This is a genomic window from Methanofastidiosum sp. (genome assembly GCA_035362715.1).
Taxonomy (GTDB): domain Archaea; phylum Methanobacteriota_B; class Thermococci; order Methanofastidiosales; family Methanofastidiosaceae; genus Methanofastidiosum.
In genome coordinates this window covers 78,482-97,500 of record DAOSDU010000004.1, presented here as the reverse complement: position 1 = coordinate 97,500, position 19,019 = coordinate 78,482, and the positions used below count along the sequence as shown (strand labels likewise).

Below are 19,019 nucleotides of genomic sequence, written 5' to 3'. Positions count from 1 at the left end.
CATGATAGAGTGCCATATTTCTTAGTCATTGCATCGCCGATTGTTCCTTTTGATTCAACTAATGGTATCATATGTCTCCTTGTAATCACACCAACCATTTCTTCACCCTCAACTACTGGAAGTATAGATATGTAATCACTTCTGAAGAATTCCAATGCCTTTTTCACGTTGTCTTCTGCAGATATCGTATAAGGGTTTTTAGTTATAGAAGAGGATATATGGAACGATGAAACATCTAAGTTTAAGCTTCTTGGATCTCCAATCTTTTCAATTATATTGCTTGCGGTCAATATTCCCATAAGTTTCCCATCGTTAACTACTGGAAGCCTTAAAACTCCCTTCTTTTCCATTAATTTTATTGCGTCTGACAGTTTTCGGTCTTTATCTACTTTTATTGGGCGTTTCATTATTTCTCTTACATCCATTCAATCACCACCTTCAATTTTTAAAATAACAATAAAACATAAAATAACAAAATAAGATTTTAACACCTATTCTGGCAAAGGAAACCATTTTATCACCTGCACCAAAATATGGATTAATAGTTCTCTTCTTCCATGATTTCCTTGCAATCGTCACATACAAACTGTCCGTTTACAAGTTTTAATGCGGATGTATATGTGCCACACATCTCACAAATACCTCCTTCAGGAGGCGGTGTGGCTATAGCACTATCATCAGGTTCAAATCTCCACTCCTCAAAGGATAACGACAATATATCCCTAGGAGTAATTATTGCCACGGGTATGCCTTCGTCCATAACTACCAAATTTCTAATCTTCTCTTGGGTTATTAATTCTGAGGCATCTCTTATCATCTTGCCACTGCTAATTGTAACAACTGGCGAAGTCATTATTGTTTCTAGAGTTACTTCTGAAGGTTTTCTCTTTTTTGATACAACCTCTCTTAGGATATCCCTTTCAGAGACTATACCAACAGGCTCACCTTCATCTACTACCACTACTGCATTAGAATTGTCTTTAGTCATTACTCTGGCTGCACTTGAAACAGTGTCTTTGGGTTTCATCAGGATTATATCACGTTTTATAACCTTAGATAGAGGTACATCAAGCATCCAAACACCTACATTAACAAGCTCATTAAGTTTTATAAATATTTAAGTCTTTGGAGTAAAGGTTAAAAGGCGATTATAAAAATTGTCTTTGTGACTAAATGAAGAATATAAAGGTATTTGGATTAAACTTAGACCCTGATGAAAGAGAAGAGTCAGTATTTAATAAATTATCAAATACAGACTCCAATATTAATGATCCTTATGAAATTGTGTCCGGAAAGCTAAAGGATTCCAATGAAGTAAAATATACAAAAGCTGGGAAAGTAGATGTTGAGCCCTGGTTAGTACCTGCACCAAATAAAGAAGACCTTTTTATGGTCGGTGTTGATAGTATTGTAGCTTTTATAGATGCTGACGGATGCAGAGAATATGCTTCTAAGGTGAAAGAGTTCATTAAAGAAAAGATACTACCAGATATTCCGCTGATGATTGGTGTTGACCATTCTGGAACAGGTGGGTGTATCGAAGCTTTGGCAGAAAAATATGGGAAAACTAATATCTCTGTAGTAATGCTCGATAGCCATTTTGACGGCATAATCCCTACCCAGAGATTAAAATTAATCCAGCACGATATTGAATTTAATCCAAATACCAAATTTTCAAAAGATGATCCTTATTTATATAACAGAGTTGACAGCTTTAATGCTGATTCTTTCCTTTACTTCCTTTTAAAGGAAAAGAAGATACTACCTAAGAATCTCTTTGTGCTAGGAGTTTCAGACTACCCCCCAAATGCTGCGAAAGATGCAAGAGACCCACGAATAAGGGAATATTTCGAGTTTTATCGAAAGTTTGAAGATGACGGTGTCACCATCCTACCAAAAAATAAATTGAAAGCAAACTTTGAGATGGCACTCAAAAAAGTCTTTGAAAAAATTAAGACTCCTTATGTCTATGTTTCAGTCGACATCGATATTGGTTCAAGACAAGCTTTGACTGGTGCTAGATTCTTGGACTACCTTGGACTTGAAGAATCGGAAATTTACAGGATCATAGATGCCTTGAACAAATATACCAAAGAGAAAAAAATAGAGATTGTAGGTGCCGATGTAATGGAGATAGACCAGTCCAAAGCAGGTCAGAGATTTGGCAAGAGTTATGATAAAACTTATGATATATCTTTAGAAGTAGTCAGGAGAATATTCAAATAAATTATCTTACTTAAAGTACAAACTCTTAATAACTCAAGCAATCAAATGATTATATGAAAAGATTATACAAAATACTAATCATTATGATATTTATTGTTGGAATTATTTGTATATTTTTATTACTTAATAATGAAAGTAGAGATAAAGCCAATAAAAGCTTAGACAGAGGAGAGGGCATGGCAAAAGTTGGTGACATAAATATTAGTTACAGGACTTATGGGGAAGGATATCCTTTAGTTATGATAATGGGATACGGTAGTACTATGGATATGTGGGAAGATCAACTCATTAATTCTTTTTCAAAAGAGTATAAAGTTATAATATTTGACAATAGAGGAATTGGTGAAACTAGTGAAGGGCAAAATGATTTTACGATAGAACAATTTGCCGAAGATACTTATGGACTAATGAATGCTCTGGAAATTGAAAAGGCTCATGTTCTTGGATGGTCGATGGGTTCCTACATAGCGCAAGAATTAGCTTTGAAGCATCCTGAAAAAATTAACAAACTTGTGCTTTATGCATCTGTGTGCAGTCCAGAAATGTTCCCTCCTTCTCCTGAAGTATTGTCAGCCTTAGAAGATACTTCGGGCACGCCAGAAGAGCAAGGGGCGAGATGGATCAGTGTAATTTTTCCTAGTGAGTGGATAAAAAACAATGGCGAAAGGATAAAAGAAATATTCTATAGGCCTTTGGGCAACATAAAACCTGAAAATATTGGAAAACAAGCTATGGCCATTGGAAAATGGGAAGGAACTTGCAGTAGGATTTCATCAATAAATAATAAGACTTTAGTTATTGCTGGAAAAGAAGACATACTTGTTCCTCCTGCAAATTCTGAATACCTAGCTAGCAAAATATCCAATTCGAAACTTATTTTAGTTGATGGGGCAGGACATGCTTTGATGTTCCAATATCCTGATAAATTTACCCAAGAGATAGCAGGATTTTTAAAATAGGTTTTTTGTATAAGTAAATTAAAAATAATAAAAATTTTTTATCTTATCTTGCAAGAGTTATCTCAATTGCAGAAACATTGGCACTTGAGTTATCATCTCGTGTAATTGTTTCTGTTGATGTAGATATTTTTTGTACGTTAACGTCTACTACGAATTTGTTTCTGACAATTTCTGCTACGTCGACTGCTCGTGAAATGGCTCTTCCTCTTGCTTTTATTACTACATTGTCTGTTTCTTTTTTGTTAAGCTGTGTTACAACAGCTAAAACATAGTTCATTACAGGTTTACTTCCGACAAATACGATATTCTCGTCTGACATTTCTAATCCTCCTCTACGGTTATTGCGTTTGCTGCACATTCGTTAACACAGAGGAGACAAGCTATACACTCTTTTTCATTAATTACTACTGCTACATCTCCTTGTATTTCAAATACTCCTACGGGACATGTTGATATGCAAATTCCACATCCTGTACAGTCATCGTTTACTGTTACCTTTGACATTTGATAACCTCAAGCGCTTTTTTTAATTTTAATATATAAGTTTACCCGTTATTTCAACTTTACTGCCGTTCCGTATGCTAACATCTCGGCAGCACCCGTCATTACAGCGCTTGTGGAGTATCTTATGTTTATGACGGCATCTGCACCTACACTTTGCGCGTCTTCCATCATTCTTTTCAATGCTTCACGCCTAGATTCTGAAAGCATTTCAGTATACTCAGTAATTTCTCCGCCCACGACTGTTCTAAGGCCGGCAACAATGTCTTTACCAATGTGTTTTGCTCTAATTGAGTTACCAGATACCACTCCAATTATTTTTTCAATTTCGCTACCTGGTATGAAGTCCGTAGTTGTAATTATCACGCTACCACCTAAAACTCTTGAAGGTAAGCCTTTAAATATTTAATCCAAGAAAATGGAAATTTCCTTTATTCTATCCCTCAAATATGCAGCTTTTTCGAAATCCAAGTTATTTGCAGCTTTGATCATCTCATCATGAAGATACGCCAAATACTCTTCTGGATCTTCAACTTTTGATATTTTGTAATCTTCTTGATCTTTTTCGGAGACCTCGATTTTTTTCTTAATCGTTTGTGGAGTTATATTGTTCTTAATATTGTACTCTGTCTGGATCTTTCTTCTCCTTTCAGTTTCATCAATTGCCCTTTTCATTGAAGATGTGACTTTATCTGCATACATTATAACGGTGCCAGATACATTTCTTGCGACTCGCCCCATAATCTGTATCAAAGAAGTTGTAGATCTAAGGTATCCTTCTTTATCTGCATCTAGGATTGCAATCAAAGAGACTTCGGGGAGGTCAAGCCCTTCTCTTAGTAGATTGATACCTACAAGACAATCATATGTTCCGGCTCTAAGTTCACGTAATAGCTCTACCCTCTGTAAAGTATCAATTTCAGAATGGAGATATCTTGCATTTATCCCCAATTCAATAAGGTAGTCAGTTAAATCTTCTGCCATCCTCTTTGTAAGGGTTAAGACTAGCGTTCTTTCATTATTTTCAATTCTCTTTTTGACTTCAGAAACAAGGTCATCAATCTGCCCTTCTCTTTTCTTAATAACTACAACTGGATCTATCAATCCTGTTGGCCTTACAATTTGTTCAACAACTTTATCAGATATGCCCAATTCATAATCGGCAGGAGTTGCAGAAACAAATATGACTTGATTCAAAAGAGTTTCAAATTCATTGTATCTTAATGGTCTATTGTCAAGTGCGGAAGGTAGTCTAAACCCATAGTTGACAAGTGTTTCTTTTCTTGATTTATCTCCTTCATACATTCCCCTAATCTGAGGAACTGTGATATGGGATTCATCTATTATCAAAAGAAAATCCTTTGGGAAATAGTTAATTAATGTGTCAGGTTTTTCCCCTGCCTTCCTTCCAGCAAAATAACGAGAATAATTTTCAATGCCTTTGCAGTACCCCATTTCCTGCATCATCTCTATGTCATATTTAGTTCTTGTTTCAATTCTATGCGCCTCTATGAATTTACCTTGAGAATTTAAATCAGACAATACTACTTCAAGTTCATTTTGAATTTCAGTTATGACTTTGCCTATAGTGTCTTGAGGTATAAGGTAGTGGCTCGCAGGATAGATGTAAATATTTTCAATTTCTCCCATATCTGAAAAGTTAATAGGATGAATTTTTCTGATTTTTGTTATTTCGTCACCAAAAAATTCAACTCTTACTATATAATCTGTGAACAAGGGAAAGAGTTCTACTACATCCCCTCTTGCCCTAAATGTTCCACTTTTAAAATCTGAATCATCTCGCTCATACTGCATCGAAACTAGTTTTTTTAGAAAATCATCCCTATCGATCTGCTCATTTTTCCTTATGAAAGTACCCATCTCTTTATATGTCTCCGGAGAGCCAAGACCGTAAATGCATGAAACACTTGCTACGATTATGCAGTCGCTCCTTGAAAGAAGAGAGGCTGTTGCAGAGTGCCTCATTCTTGTTAATTCTTCATTTATAGAAACATCTTTTTCAATATAGGTATCTGTGTGGGGAAGATATGCTTCAGGTTGATAATAGTCATAATAACTGACAAAATATCCAACAGCGTTCTCTGGGAAAAATGCTTTGAATTCAGAAAAAAGCTGGGATGCTAAAGTCTTATTTGGAGAAATAATAAGTGTGGGCTTATTATATTTCTCAATCAAATTAGCAATTGTGAATGTTTTTCCTGAACCTGTAACTCCAAGAAGTGTCTGGTATTTGTATCCCTTTTCTATGCCTTGGTTAAGCTCACTTATTGCTTGGGGTTGGTCACCGTTAGGTTGAAATTCAGAAAAAAGTTTGAAGTCTCCCACATTTAACAAAACTCGAATTATTTTAAATAGCTTTTTAGTGTGAAGTTTTAGTTTCTATTATAATTCAAAGATTGATAAGGAAATGATGTCAAGAGTAATAGTACAGACCGATTTCTGCTTCGTTGTACTGGCCCGTGAAGGCGTACTTCTCTGTGTCTGTGGCGTTTGCATCCTGGCCAAATGGCTTGTAATATCTGCAAAGAAAAACTATAGGATAAGATTTGCAGAATTTAAACATATTAATTTAAACTTATAGTTATAATTAATCACATGACTCTATTAGTCATATCAACAGTACCAAATGAAGACACAGCTTACAATCTATCAAAGATATTACTAGAGAATAAAGTTGCTGCCTGTGTTAATATAATAAAAGATGTAAATAGTCTCTATTGGTGGAAGGAAACAATAGAAAACTCCAGTGAAATAATTCTATTAATTAAGACAACTGATGAAAAATATCAGGAAGTGGAAGACCTCATTAAGAAGAATCATCCTTATGAAATTCCAGAGATATTAGCTTTTGATATAAAAAAAGGATTCAGCAAATATCTAAAATGGGTAGAAGATCAAACTAAGTCTCTTCCTTAACTTCAAATACTTTTGAGCAATCAAAATCAGAATATTTATGGCATGAAAAAATCTTGTCACCGTAGTATATAGTTTCAAAATCAAATAGGTCAGGTGATCTATAGAATTTATCATATACTATTAAGAGATCTTCTTCATCGAGTTTAATCTCTTTATCATCTTTAGTTTTAACATAGAAATAATTATAGCCTTCATCAAATCCAATTCTCTTTATTTCTTCATATTTAATGGGTGCTATTTCTGGTATGGCTTTTATCAGTTTTTCATAGAACTGCCCACCATTTTTTATGTCCAAGAGAATCATTTTGCAAATCTTTACTTTTTCATAATAACTATCTTCGTTATCTTCAGAAATTAATAGGGGTTGTTTTCTTTCCTTTTCTAATTCTTTTAGTGCAGCTAATTCCTCAACATGGAGAATATTTTTGTATATACCAAAAACTACCCCTTTTTCTCTGAGCGTTTCAAGTCTTTTTAAGAAAGAGTCAAGGTCCCATATCAGTTCTACGTCCATGTAATTTGGAGTAAGTATAAGTTATTTAAATGCCTTTTCAAATTTATCTTCATGGAACTTAATGAGCTTGTTAGCTATATGGACGATTATCTTAGAGTTAATGAGATAGATGATGTATCTGCAAACGGATTACAAATAGAAGGAAAAAAAGAAGTCAAAAAAATATGCCTAGGCGTAGACAGTTCTCTGGAAATTTTCAAAGAGGCTTCGAAAAGAAAGGCCGATCTCTTGATAGTCCACCACGGGCTAATCTGGGGTGGATTAAAATGTATAAGGGGCCTTGTGAAAGAAAGAATTTCTTATCTTTTGGAAAATGGTATTTCCTTATATGCCGTACATCTGCCTCTCGATATGCATCCAGAAGTTGGAAATAACATAGAGCTAATAAAAATATTAAATCTTTCTGATCCCGAGCCATTTGGAGCCTACCATGGAGTAAAGATAGGATTCAAAGGAAAATATGAAAAATTGAAAACTATAACAGATATATCTAAAACCCTAGAAAAAACTCTTCCTGCAAAAATTGATTCTTTCCAGTTTGGGCCTGATAAGATTATATCTGTTGGAATAGTTAGTGGTGGTGGTGGGTCTGCTTTTGAGGATTGCATCAAAGAAGGATTGGACCTATTTATTACTGGTGAACCTTCACACACTATCTATCATATTGCAAAAGAAGCTGGAATAAATTTAATATTTGCAGGACACTATGCTACTGAAAAGCTCGGGGTAAAGGCTCTAGGAAAAAAAGTTGAAGAGAAATATGGCATAAAAACAGAGTTTATAGATATACCGACAGGCCTCTAGCAAACTATATCTGAAAGCCTATCATTATTTATTGCATTTTTAATCTCTAAGGCTATTCTTCTTCCTGTTGACATAGGCTTTCCGTATTTGATATAAGTATAAGGTGAATATGGTTCGAAAAGATTTGTGCCCGCTACAATTCTAGCTGAAATTTCAAATATGAATATATCTTCCTCTGGTGTAATTACACCTTCAAGACAGAATGGGCCAAACAGACCTTGTTTAGAAATTAACTTTTTTGACTTTTCAATTACTCTCTCACCCATGTCAAATATTTCAGGTAGCAATGACTCTCTGACAGTTATTGGAATATTCCCAACTACGACATAACTTGGGTCTATCTTCTTTAGTGCAAATTGATCTCTTGCAGAGATCCTTCCAATAGAGTCTACATTACTCTCATATCTTTTATCGAAGCTCATTATTTCTAGTTCATTATTTAACGGACTGTAAAAATAATGGAAATATGCAGGTACTCCAATGATATACTCTTGGATTACATATTGCTCGTTAATATGATCACAAATTTTTTCATGAAAATCCTTTGTATCTTTGGCAAGAAAATATCCCTTTCCCCCTTGTGCACCATAAAACTTTACAATTACTGGCCTATCAATATCTTCTGGGGTATCAAATATTCTTGGAATTTTTATATTTGCATCAGTTAACCATTGCCTTTCAAGTTCTCGTGAAGACTCCCATTCTAGCACGTCTTTATTACCAAAGTACATTACCTTCAAGTCTTTGAAGTCATCTATTTTCATATAAGCAATAAAAGAACCGTGTGGTATAAGGATGGTATTCCTTTTTATTAATTCATCTTGCAAGGAAAAAAGCTCTTTGAAATGATCAACAAGTAGAATTTCATCGGCTACACCAAAACTTCTGTAAACTTTTTCTGCTCCTTTTTTTGCTATACATAAGGTCTTAAATCCCTCATCTTTTGCACCCTTTAATATTTGAAGGGCGGAATGACTTCCAAGTGTCGCAATAGTATAATCATTTACAGCCATTGAGTATTAACTTAAGTTATAATACTTAAAACTTTCTGTAGTTGAAAAGAGAAAATTATTTAAATTAACATTCCGAACGTGCCAAAGTGATGGAAAGAAGAGCACTAATTAGCGTTACAAATAAAAATGGCCTCGAAACGTTTGCAAAAACTTTATCTGAACTTGGCTTTGAAATTGTATCGACTGGGGGCACATTAAAATTTCTTTTGGAAAATGGTATAGATGCAACTCCAATTGAAAAAATTACAGGATTTAAAGAAATGATTGGAGGTAGGGTAAAAACTCTACATCCAAATATCCATGGTGGAATTCTATATATCAGGGATGACAAAGGGCATGAAAATGAAATAAGTTCAGAAGGGATAAAACCAATAGATGTTGTTGTATGTAACTTGTATGCTTTCAAAGAAACTGTTGCAAAAAATCCTTCTCTTGAAGATGCAATTGAAAACATTGACATCGGCGGAGTAACTCTTCTAAGGGCAGCTGCTAAAAATTTCAAATATGTAACTGTTATTGTGGACCCATCAGATTATAGTGGCGTCACTAAAGAGTTGTTAGAAAAAGGAAATACCTCTTACGAAACACGAAAGAAATTATGTGTCAAGGCTTTTTCCCACACCGCTGATTACGATAGTGCAATTGATTCTTATCTTTCAGAAGCCCTAACTGAAAATAAGAAATTAAGACTTTCTTATGATTCTGGTAAGGATCTAAGATATGGGGAGAATTGGCATCAAAAAGCACGTTTTTTCAAAAAAGATACTGTTGAGCCGTCAGCATCAAACATGAAACAGCTTCACGGCAAGGCTCTTTCTTATAATAATTATCTTGATATTGAAGCTGCGCTAAATGCTGCAAAGGAACTTTCTCATTACAATGCAGCAGTAATTGTGAAACATCTAAATCCTTGTGGTATTGCTACAGGAAAGACTCTACTTGGCGCATTGAAAAATGCATGGGATGGGGATAGAGTATCAGCATACGGTAGTATAATAGCTTTGACGAGAAAAGTAGATTTAGAAACAGCTTCTTTTCTCAAAGGTAAATTTGTTGAAGTAATAGTTGCTCCTTCTTTCGATGCGGATGCATTAGAATTTTTGAAGAACAAGAGCAAAGATTTGAGAATCCTTGAAACGGGAAAACTTTTCACTTCTGAAGAAAAAGTTTACAAATATTTGATTGGTGGGATTATTGAACAGGATCGACCAAAAGGTCTTTATGAAAAATGGGAATGCGTTACAAATGAAAAATTTCCCGATAGTAAAAAGGATTTAGGCCTTTTTACAATTATAGCAACTAAATATACAAAGTCAAACTCAATTGTTTTGGGGATGGAATACGAAAAAGGTCAGTTTAAGGTATTAGGAAGTGGAGTTGGACAGCCAAATAGAGTTGACTCACTTAAAAAACTTGCAATACCAAAAATATATGAGAATCTTGAAAATATGTGGAATGAAGAAAAGCCAAATATTGACAAAGAGGTCTTTTTCAAAGAAAAGATATCAGAGTGTGTTCTAGTTTCTGATGCCTTCTTCCCGTTCGATGATACTGTTAGAGTTGCAGCCGAGCATAATATAAAATTCATTATCCAGTCTGGAGGCTCAATAAGGGACAAAGAGGTAATAGAAACATCAAATAAATTTGGCATCTCTATGATCTTCACTGGAATGAGATACTTCAATCACTAATATCTACCATATCCTTGGGATTAATCTATATTTAACTTCTTTAGTATATTCAAGATAGCCATCTAGTTCTTTCTGTAAAGTTGTATCTTCAAGGTAAGTTCTTACTAATAATGGCACGATTGTAAATAAATTAATTGTTAATCCCCAGAAAGATCCCAATACCAAAGGTGTTGCAAAAGTATACATTATTCCGCTAATGTAGCCAGGATGCCTTACGTATGCGTATGGTCCACCTTTACATACTTTGTGCCCTCTTTCTTTTTGGATTCTAACAACTGTAGAGAAGAATTTATTCGATTTCTTTGCCCATAAGAATATTGATTGCCCAATTATGTAAAGAAGAATACCAACAATTACACCTAATAAAGGAAGCTTCGGAGTCCAACCAAAACGACCAACATCAAGAGCAGATAAAATTATCATGACAAAATAAGAAGGGGAGGATACCATGAAGTATATTTTATCCCAGCTTTTCATTCCCTCTCCTGGCTTTAATCGTTCTGCAATTAGCCCGGTGTCATCTGACAAATAATAATAAGTTAGTAAAACAAAAAGAATATTCAATCCATTATAGATCCAACCTTGCCAGTAGTTTAAACGGCCTGCGCAAATAAAGGTAAGGGCGAGTATCAAGCCATAACTAAGAATTCCTCTAATTATGATTTTATGACTTAATTTTGTTTTGGGCATGGCTTAGGATATCGTTGTAATTATTTAAAGTTAAGGATTCTTTATAGAATATGCTTGTTGCCCGTCTTCAATTTATTAAGAAAATCTAAATTATCAAAATCTCTAAATTTAATGATAAATATATTTAAATATCAGATATAATAAAGTCAAATATGAGTACCCCAAGTGATACCTCTACTAGTTTTTCAAGAGAAGGAAAAGTTAAGAGAGTTTACGATGTTTCTGATAAGGAAATTGAATTTGAATTTACTGACAGGATATCTGTCTTTGACAAAATAATTCCCTCTAAAATTCCTTTCAAAGGAGAAACACTTTGTAGGGAAGGGGCTTTCTGGCTTAAAGAGGCAGAGAAGTTAGGATTCCTAACTCACTTCATAAAAATAACAGATAAAAACAAGATGTTGGTCAAGAGGGTCAACATCATTCACGATTATAATAAAATTGATCACAAGACAAAAAATTATCTTATCCCGTTAGAATTTATTTGCAGACACTACGTTGCAGGTTCCCTCCATGATAGGATAAATAAGGGCAAGATAGATCCAAAAGAACTTGGATTTAGTAAAAAAACAGTTGAATATGGAGAAGAGCTGCCTGAGCCCTTTATTGAAACATCAACAAAGCTTGAACCTGTGGATAGACCATTGGAAAAGAAGGAAGCCTTGATCATATCTAAACTTACAGAAGAAGAATACAAGAATATTCTTGAAACAATAATCAAAATGGATTCAAGGATGTCAAAGATAGTAGAAAAAGGTGGCTTGATTCATGTTGATGGAAAAAAGGAGTTCGGGATGAATGAAGACAGAACTCTGATGTTTATTGACGTCTTTGGAACTGCAGACGAAGATAGATTCTGGGATAAAAAACTTTACGAAGAAGGGCAGATGGTAGAACTTTCAAAGGAATTTGTAAGGCAATATTATATTAAGACAGGATACAAAAAATCGTTATACGATGCAAGGGATGAAGGTCGACCAGAACCAGATATACCTGCATTACCTGAAAATATGGTGAAGGATGTATCCAATCTTTACATAAATATGTATGAAAGAATTACTGGAGAAAAATTTAGGTGATTTATTTGAAGGTAGAAATTAAAGTTGGATTAAAAGAAGGAATTACAGACCCTGAGGGCCTTAATATCAAAAAATCCCTGAAATTACTAAGTTTTGATAATGTCGAAAATGTTGAAGTAAAAAGAAGCTACGTCATAGAGATAAGTGGAAAGGATGAAAAGAAGATCAGAGAAGACGTTGACATGATGTGCAAAAAACTCCTGATTAATCCTGTAATCCACGATTATGAAGTGGAAATGATAAAATGAGTAGCAAACAAAATGTTTTTGAAATTAATCTTGACTTGCCTGACGAAAAACTTCTAGAGTTAAGTAGGAAGATAGGGATAGGACTTTCCTTAGATGAAATGAAGTCAGTCAAAAATTACTTTAGAGAGCAAGGTAGGAATCCAACAGATATCGAAATACAGGCTATAGGCCAGGCATGGTCAGAACACTGCTGTTACAAATCATCAAAGAGTTTATTGAAAAAATTTATTTTTAATATTGAGGCTCCACAGAATATTTTTGTCATAAAGGAAGACGCCGGAGTAGTAGAGTTTGATAAAGATTATGCTTATGTTTTGGCTCTAGAAAGCCACAATCATCCATCTGCAGTTGAGCCATATGGAGGAGCGGCTACGGGAATTGGTGGGATTCTTAGAGATGTTGTATGTATGGGGGCGCAACCTGTTGCTCTAATAGACCCTATATTTTTTGGGCCACTAGATTTACCTTACGACCAACTACCAAAGGGTATAAAGCATCCTGAATTCATATTTAGAGGCGTAGTTGCTGGAATTAGGGACTATGGGAACAGAGTAGGAATACCAACTGTATCTGGGTCAGTTTACTTCCACCCAGGATATACAGGTAACTGCCTTGTAAATGTCGGATGTGTTGGGATAATTAAGAAGGACGATATAATCCACAGTAGAGTCAAAGAGCTTGGGGATATCTTCGTTATGGTCGGTGGGAAGACCGGCAGAGATGGTATTCATGGTGTAAACTTCGCATCCGCAGAGCTTGATGAAGAGTCAGAAACATCTTCACGTTCTGCAGTTCAAGTGGGAGACCCAATAACAAAAGAACCGTTAATCCATGCTTGCCTTGAAGCTAATACAAAAAAACTTCTGAACGGTATGAAGGATTTGGGTGGCGGGGGCTTATCGTGCGTAGTAGGAGAAATGGCCCACGCTGGTGGTTTTGGAGCTAAGGTCAATTTAGAAAAGGTATTGTTAAAAGAAAAAGGGATGAAACCCTGGGAAATATGGGTATCAGAATCCCAAGAAAGGATGATGCTTGCCGTTTCAAAAGAAAATCTGAAGAAAGTTCTTGATATTTTTGACAAGTGGGATGTTAATGCAGCCATTATTGGTGAAACGATTACTGAGAGGAGAGTCTTGGTATACTACGAAGGAGAGAAGATATTTGACATGGATTCAGAATTTTTAACAGGTGGACCACTATATGCAAGAGATGTCAAAGTTGTTCAAAGAGCCCAGAAAGATATCCAAACTCAAGCACCTAAAGATGCAAATGAAATATTAATCAAGATGCTTTCAGACCCAAATATCGCATCAAAGGATTGGGTTATTCTTCAATATGACCATACTGTTAGAGGATCAACTTCACTTACTCCACTATACGGGGATGTTGTTAACTTTTCACCACAAGACTCTGCTATTATAAAGCCAGTAGAGGAGCTTAACAAGGGATTAGTTATCTCAACAGCGGTAAATCCATTCTTATTGGAATATGATCCTTACTGGGGAGCAGCCTCTGCTATAGATGAAATCTACAGAAATATAGTTGCAGTTGGCGGTAAACCTCACTCTTTGGCAGATTGTCTCAACTTTGGAAATCCCGAGAAACCCGAGAGGTTCGGGGACTTTTATCAAGCTGTGATGGGATTAAACTTTGCTACAAAAGATCTCCAGGTATCATTTTCATCAGGCAATGTAAGCCTTTACAATGAAAGCATGGTTGGGAGTTGCCCCCCAACGCCAACTATCGTTGGAATCGGTATAATTGATGATGTAGATAAAAAAATCAGTTCCAACTTCAAGAAAGAACAAAATTCAATATATCTTATTGGTAATACTGAAAGAGAATTTGGTGGTTCATTATACTACAGGATTTTAGGAATAGACGGGGGAATTGCCCCTAAAATGAATCCAGAGAACTTGATACATTATTCAAAGGTCCTACTTGATTCTATGCAAAATGGTATTGTGAAAAGCTGTCATGATTTAAGCGAAGGGGGCTTAGCCGTTGCTATTGCTGAAATGGCATTTGGCAGTGATTATGGCGCAGAAATTGAATTGCCAATTATAAAAGGTATGAGGGCAGACGAATTTTTCTTTTCAGAATCAAATACCAGATGGGTAGTTGAAGTTAAAGACGAAAAAGAGTTTGAATCACTGTTTAATAAAAATAAAGTACCTTTCATAAAAATTGGAAAAGTATCAGGAAAAAATCTACGGATAAAACAGAATGGGAATACAATAATAGATACTCCTGTTGAGAAATTAAGGGATAAATGGAAAAACGCAATCTGGGAGCATATGGGGTGATTCAATGGACAGGTCTGAGATTAAAGTTTGTGTTTTAAGAATAGAAGGAACAAACAATGAAGATGAGATGTACTACGCTTTCAAGAGATTAGGGGCATCTCCTGAACTTGTTCATTTGAAAGATCTCAAAGATATATTTGATTATAATTGCCTTATGATCCCCGGGGGATTTTCTGCCGGAGATTATGTAAGAGCTGGGGCAATATTTGCCTCAAGGATTAGAGCAAGGATGGCAAATGACTTGCATAAATTCATAGACGAAGGCTGGCCTGTAGGCGGAATTTGTAATGGATTTCAAGTTCTAGTTGAGCTTGGAGTCCTACCTGGATTTAAAAGAATGGATTATCCTGATGCATGTCTATTTTTGAATAATTCTGCAAGATTTGAATGTAGACCAACATTACTAAAACATGAAAACAAAGGCAAGTGTGTCTTCACAAGAAATATACCTAGAGGAGAAGTAATGCTTGTTCCATCAGCTCATGGAGAAGGGAAGCTACTGTTTCCAAGAGAAAAGGAAAAAGAATACTTTGATAGATTATTTGAAAATGATCAAGTTGTATTTAGATATGTCGATAAAGACGGAGAATATGCGGGATATCCTTGGAATCCAAATGGCTCGGCACACAATATAGCCGGTATTTGTAATGAGGCTGGAAATGTATTCGGGATGATGCCACATCCAGAAAGGGCTTATTTCGATAAAAATAAGAATGGGAATTCGGGTATGAAACTCTTTGAATCGGTTTTAAAATATATAGAGGAAAAATAAAAATGTGCGGCATATTAGGTACTTCATCGAATAATTCTGCATATGAGTGCTATAGAGGGCTTTTAGCTATTCAGCACAGGGGACAAGATTCTGCGGGTATACTATCATTTGATGGGATAGTCCATCAGAAAAAGGAAAAAGGTCTTGTGTTGAATGTTTTCAATAAGGAAGAGTTATCAAAGCTTGAAGGTTCTAAAGCCATAGGGCATGTAAGGTATCCAACAGCTGGAACAAATACCCTTTGTGAAGCTCAGCCTTTCTTTTTGAGCTATCCTTATGGAATCGGTCTTGCACATAACGGTAATATTACGAATTATCAGGATTTAAAGGTGGAACTTGAAGGGAAGCATAGATGCATTCATTCAAAGTCAGACACCGAGGTCATGATAAATATTCTTTCAGAAGAGTTAATGAAAAACGATACTTTTGAGGCCATCAAAGGAACTATGGAAAGAATTGATGGCAGCTATTCTGCAGTTATGATGTTACCAAAAAAACTCATAGCTTTCAGAGACCCGTATGGAAACAGACCATTAGTATTCGGAGAGAAAACGAATTTGGATGAAACTGCCTTTTCTTTTTCTTCTGAAAGTGTTGGTCTTGACGTGAATGGTTATTCTCTTGTTAGGGATTTACTGCCTGGTGAAGCTATAGTTGTTGAAGATAATAATGCTGAGAAGAGATTATTATGCCCAAAAGGTAGGGCTCACTGTATGTTTGAATGGGTCTATTTTTCAAGACCAGATTCTGTTATAGAGGGCAAAAGTGTCTACGAAGCTAGAATGGAACTGGGGAGGAACATAGAATTTGAAGGAGAAGGTGATGTAGTAATACCTGTACCTGACACTGCAAGAACAGCAGCTTTAGGATTTTCTGAGAAGTATGGGATTAAGCAGAGGGAAGGTTTGATAAAAAACAGGTACATTGGAAGAACTTTCATCATGCCAACTCAAATATCAAGAGATGTGGCAGTTAGAGATAAACTAAACGTCATAAAAGGAGAAATTAGGGGAAAAAGAGTAATTCTTGTGGATGATAGTATTGTTAGAGGAACAACTAGCAAGAGAATAGTTACAATGCTAAGGGATAATGGCGCCAAAGAAGTTCATATGATTTCTACTTGCCCCCCTATAAAACATCCATGTTATTATGGTATAGATATGCCTACTGAAAAGGAGTTAATTGCAGCGCGAAACACAGATGATGTTGCAGAAATGATTGGTGCGGACTCAGTTACATACCAGACGATAAAAGGCCTAGTAAAGGCAATTGGGCTTAAAAAAGATGAACTATGCCTTGCATGTCTTAATGGAGATTATCCAACACACATACCTGAAGAAACAAGGCATTCCCTAACAAAAACAAGGGAATGTGAGAGAACTGGAGAGATATAGGGATAGTGATATTTTGAGCGAAGTATGGGCTGTTGTTGGTGGAGGGGCAAGAGAGTGGGCTTTAGCAGAATCAATTACTAGATCTAAGAATGTATCAGAAGTCCATGTACTCCCTGGAAATCTTGGTGGGGCATTTGAAAAAAAATGCGTCTGGCCAATTGGGAACGATAGAGTCAAGATTAAGAATTTTGATGACGTAAAGCAGTTTTTTATCGATTACAAACAAGAGATTCAAGAAAATAACGGTAGGGTAAAGAGACTTGATGATCTTAATGATATTATTTCTTATCTTTCCGAAAATAATATTGATATGGTAATTGGGGGCCAAGAAAAATACCTATCACTTGGACTAAAAGAAAATTGCGAAAAAAAAGGAATACCTTGTTGGGGACCAACATCTAAGGCTATGATAGTAGAAGCTGATAAATGCCATACCAATGAACTTATGAAAAAATGGGGCATACCGTGCCCTCCTTTTGAAAATTTTTATAGCCCAGAATCAGCAAAGGCTTTTCTAAATGAAAATTTCGGTAAAAACGGAAAGAAATACGTTGTAAAGTATCCATATTTACTTGATGGAAAAGGATCAAGAGTGTGTAATACTCTTGAAGAGGCTTTGAGCGCTGTTGATGACTTTATGGTATCTGGTGTTATTTGTAAGCCCGTGGATAAATTGACCATAGAGGAAAGGTTCTATGGCGAAGAGGTAATGGTTTTCTATGCAGTTCATGAAGGTCATGTGAAATATCTTGGAAGTGCAAAAGATTTTCCGGAAAGATTTGATCCAGAAGATACTTTCTTGATTGAGAGATTCAACAAGAGAATGGGCCACCCAAGTGAAATGGTAAACTACATAACGGGTGGGATGGGTGTTGTCGCCCCACATCCACTTTTGAAGGACAGAGAAGATTTAGTTAAAAAAATTGAGGATACTATAGTTGTTCCGTTTTTAACAAATCTCTTAGAAGAAGAAAAACTAGCTTTCAATGGAATAATCTACTTTGGTCTATGTGCCTTAAAGGGGAATAATACTTACAACTTTTATGTATTTGAAATAAACGGGAGAGATGGATCACCCGAAGCAGAAGGCAGGTGGCCAACAATAGAGACTTCTCTTTATGATATAGCAAAAAAGAGTTATGAAGGAAAACTTGAAGATCTAAATGTCAAGTTTAAAGACAATGTTTGTGTTGGGGTATTTACAGTAAGCGGAAGCTTCCCTTGGTTTAGGGGGTGTGGATTTGAAGCTTCTCAAATGCCTCCGGGATATCCCGGAAAACACCTTACAGGCCAAGTAATAGATTACTCTAACGACATTCCCCACAATTCATTCCACAGGCATGCTGGCACATTTATTACTCAAACTGGTAATGTTGCTGTTGGTGGAGGACGAGTTATACTTGGTGGCGGACTGGCAAGTACGTATAGCGAGGCAAGCAAAATAGCATATGAAGTCATATCAGATAAATATATGAGATTTGTTGGTAAAAGTTTCAGAAAAAAAATTGGAGAAGGTATCGACTAATCAATATTATACTATTTTAATATCCTTACCAACTCATTTTTAGTTAAATTTAATAAAAGTATGTAAATGTTTCTTTTTATTCCAGAAATTAATATTTTTTTCATTTATTTACATAATCAACCTTATAAACTAAAAGTACATTTTATTTTTTAGGGCCATTAATGGCCAAACAAAAGGAGTAATTAAAATGTATGGTGAAAATAGAGGAGGATATGATAGACCTCCTCGTGAAATGCACAAGGCAACATGTGCAAGTTGTGGACAGGAAACTGAAGTTCCATTCAAACCAGATGGCTCAAGACCTGTTTACTGCAAGGAATGTTACCAAAAGAAAAACCCAAGAAGGTATTAAGAGTATTT

The 19,019-nt window shown here is 35.5% G+C and carries 22 protein-coding genes (1 of these 22 cut by a window edge); 13 read left to right on the top strand and 9 right to left on the bottom strand.

All coding sequences use genetic code 11. The features are described from left to right. Together PLI06_04130 and PLI06_04125 are read right to left on the bottom strand one after the other, a co-directional pair. Positions 1-425, bottom strand: partial view of a CBS domain-containing protein gene (locus tag PLI06_04130; protein HOI76785.1) — the 5' portion only. 364 nt of this gene lie to the left of the window's left edge; the window shows 425 of its 789 coding nt (coding positions 1-425); it begins with the start codon at positions 423-425; the stop codon falls past the left edge of the window. Between the two features lie 113 nt (positions 426-538). Next, positions 539-1,075 (bottom strand): CBS domain-containing protein, encoded by a 537-nt coding sequence (locus tag PLI06_04125; GenBank protein HOI76784.1) that lies wholly within the window; start codon positions 1,073-1,075, stop codon positions 539-541. Positions 1,076-1,173: 98 nt separating this feature from the next. Here PLI06_04125 and PLI06_04120 point away from each other — a divergent pair, with 98 nt between their 5' ends. Together PLI06_04120 and PLI06_04115 are read left to right on the top strand one after the other, a co-directional pair. Beyond that, on the top strand, positions 1,174-2,226 hold the full coding sequence (locus PLI06_04120) for an arginase family protein (protein HOI76783.1): 1,053 nt from the start codon (positions 1,174-1,176) through the stop codon (positions 2,224-2,226). 176 nt (positions 2,227-2,402) lie between these two features. Beyond that, positions 2,403-3,185: an alpha/beta hydrolase gene (locus PLI06_04115; GenBank protein ID HOI76782.1), complete on the top strand. Its 783-nt coding sequence runs from the start codon at positions 2,403-2,405 to the stop codon at positions 3,183-3,185. Positions 3,186-3,228: 43 nt separating this feature from the next. Here PLI06_04115 and albA read toward each other — a convergent pair whose 3' ends face one another. The 4 genes from albA to uvrB are packed head-to-tail and all read right to left on the bottom strand — an operon-like array spanning position 3,229 to position 6,032. Next, complete coding sequence (gene albA, locus PLI06_04110; GenBank protein HOI76781.1) at positions 3,229-3,504, bottom strand: DNA-binding protein Alba; 276 nt, start codon at positions 3,502-3,504, stop codon at positions 3,229-3,231. A gap of 2 nt (positions 3,505-3,506) precedes the next feature. Next, positions 3,507-3,689, bottom strand: a complete 183-nt coding sequence (locus PLI06_04105) for a 4Fe-4S binding protein (protein HOI76780.1) — start codon at positions 3,687-3,689, stop codon at positions 3,507-3,509. 48 nt (positions 3,690-3,737) lie between these two features. Beyond that, entirely contained in the window at positions 3,738-4,052 is a 315-nt protein-coding gene (locus PLI06_04100) for a YbjQ family protein (GenBank protein HOI76779.1), read from the bottom strand. Between the two features lie 39 nt (positions 4,053-4,091). Continuing rightward, positions 4,092-6,032 (bottom strand): excinuclease ABC subunit UvrB, encoded by a 1,941-nt coding sequence (uvrB, locus tag PLI06_04095; protein ID HOI76778.1) that lies wholly within the window; start codon positions 6,030-6,032, stop codon positions 4,092-4,094. A gap of 85 nt (positions 6,033-6,117) precedes the next feature. Between uvrB and PLI06_04090 the strand changes: the two genes are divergently transcribed. Further along, entirely contained in the window at positions 6,118-6,288 is a 171-nt protein-coding gene (locus tag PLI06_04090; protein HOI76777.1) for a hypothetical protein, read from the top strand. A 14-nt stretch (positions 6,289-6,302) separates the two neighbouring features. After that, positions 6,303-6,623 (top strand): divalent-cation tolerance protein CutA, encoded by a 321-nt coding sequence (cutA, locus tag PLI06_04085; GenBank protein HOI76776.1) that lies wholly within the window; start codon positions 6,303-6,305, stop codon positions 6,621-6,623. Here cutA and PLI06_04080 read toward each other — a convergent pair. Further along, positions 6,607-7,137, bottom strand: coding sequence for a hypothetical protein (locus tag PLI06_04080; protein HOI76775.1), 531 nt, complete (start codon positions 7,135-7,137; stop codon positions 6,607-6,609). The two genes, cutA and PLI06_04080, sit on opposite strands and share 17 nt — an antisense overlap. A 51-nt stretch (positions 7,138-7,188) precedes the next feature. On the opposite strand from PLI06_04080, the gene PLI06_04075 reads away from it, so the two are divergent. After that, positions 7,189-7,941 carry a Nif3-like dinuclear metal center hexameric protein gene (locus PLI06_04075; protein HOI76774.1) on the top strand — a complete coding sequence of 251 codons (753 nt, stop codon included), beginning with the start codon at positions 7,189-7,191 and terminating at the stop codon, positions 7,939-7,941. On the opposite strand, the gene PLI06_04070 is transcribed toward PLI06_04075, so the two are convergent. After that, the gene (locus tag PLI06_04070) at positions 7,938-8,954 is read right to left on the bottom strand and encodes a formate--phosphoribosylaminoimidazolecarboxamide ligase (GenBank protein HOI76773.1); all 1,017 of its coding nucleotides are present in this window, start codon (positions 8,952-8,954) and stop codon (positions 7,938-7,940) included. The genes PLI06_04075 and PLI06_04070 overlap by 4 nt on opposite strands. A gap of 89 nt (positions 8,955-9,043) precedes the next feature. Between PLI06_04070 and purH the strand changes: the two genes are divergently transcribed. Beyond that, positions 9,044-10,645, top strand: a complete 1,602-nt coding sequence (purH, locus tag PLI06_04065) for a bifunctional phosphoribosylaminoimidazolecarboxamide formyltransferase/IMP cyclohydrolase (GenBank protein HOI76772.1) — start codon at positions 9,044-9,046, stop codon at positions 10,643-10,645. Positions 10,646-10,648: 3 nt separating this feature from the next. On the opposite strand, the gene PLI06_04060 is transcribed toward purH, so the two are convergent. Continuing rightward, positions 10,649-11,335, bottom strand: a complete 687-nt coding sequence (locus PLI06_04060) for an isoprenylcysteine carboxylmethyltransferase family protein (protein ID HOI76771.1) — start codon at positions 11,333-11,335, stop codon at positions 10,649-10,651. Between the two features lie 152 nt (positions 11,336-11,487). Between PLI06_04060 and PLI06_04055 the strand changes: the two genes are divergently transcribed. From PLI06_04055 to PLI06_04025, 7 genes are all read left to right on the top strand, one after another. Beyond that, entirely contained in the window at positions 11,488-12,414 is a 927-nt protein-coding gene (locus PLI06_04055; protein ID HOI76770.1) for a phosphoribosylaminoimidazolesuccinocarboxamide synthase, read from the top strand. A 5-nt stretch (positions 12,415-12,419) separates the two neighbouring features. Beyond that, on the top strand, positions 12,420-12,662 hold the full coding sequence (gene purS / locus PLI06_04050) for a phosphoribosylformylglycinamidine synthase subunit PurS (protein HOI76769.1): 243 nt from the start codon (positions 12,420-12,422) through the stop codon (positions 12,660-12,662). Further along, a complete protein-coding gene (purL, locus tag PLI06_04045) occupies positions 12,659-14,968 on the top strand; it encodes a phosphoribosylformylglycinamidine synthase subunit PurL (GenBank protein HOI76768.1) in 2,310 nt (769 codons plus the stop codon). Before purS ends, purL begins: the two co-directional genes overlap by 4 nt. 4 nt (positions 14,969-14,972) lie before the next feature. After that, positions 14,973-15,740, top strand: a complete 768-nt coding sequence (gene purQ, locus PLI06_04040; protein ID HOI76767.1) for a phosphoribosylformylglycinamidine synthase subunit PurQ — start codon at positions 14,973-14,975, stop codon at positions 15,738-15,740. Between the two features lie 2 nt (positions 15,741-15,742). Then, positions 15,743-17,134: an amidophosphoribosyltransferase gene (purF, locus tag PLI06_04035; protein ID HOI76766.1), complete on the top strand. Its 1,392-nt coding sequence runs from the start codon at positions 15,743-15,745 to the stop codon at positions 17,132-17,134. Between the two features lie 13 nt (positions 17,135-17,147). Continuing rightward, positions 17,148-18,659, top strand: a complete 1,512-nt coding sequence (locus PLI06_04030; protein HOI76765.1) for a phosphoribosylglycinamide synthetase C domain-containing protein — start codon at positions 17,148-17,150, stop codon at positions 18,657-18,659. A gap of 187 nt (positions 18,660-18,846) precedes the next feature. Further along, positions 18,847-19,011: a hypothetical protein gene (locus PLI06_04025; GenBank protein ID HOI76764.1), complete on the top strand. Its 165-nt coding sequence runs from the start codon at positions 18,847-18,849 to the stop codon at positions 19,009-19,011. Positions 19,012-19,019: the final 8 nt, after the last annotated feature.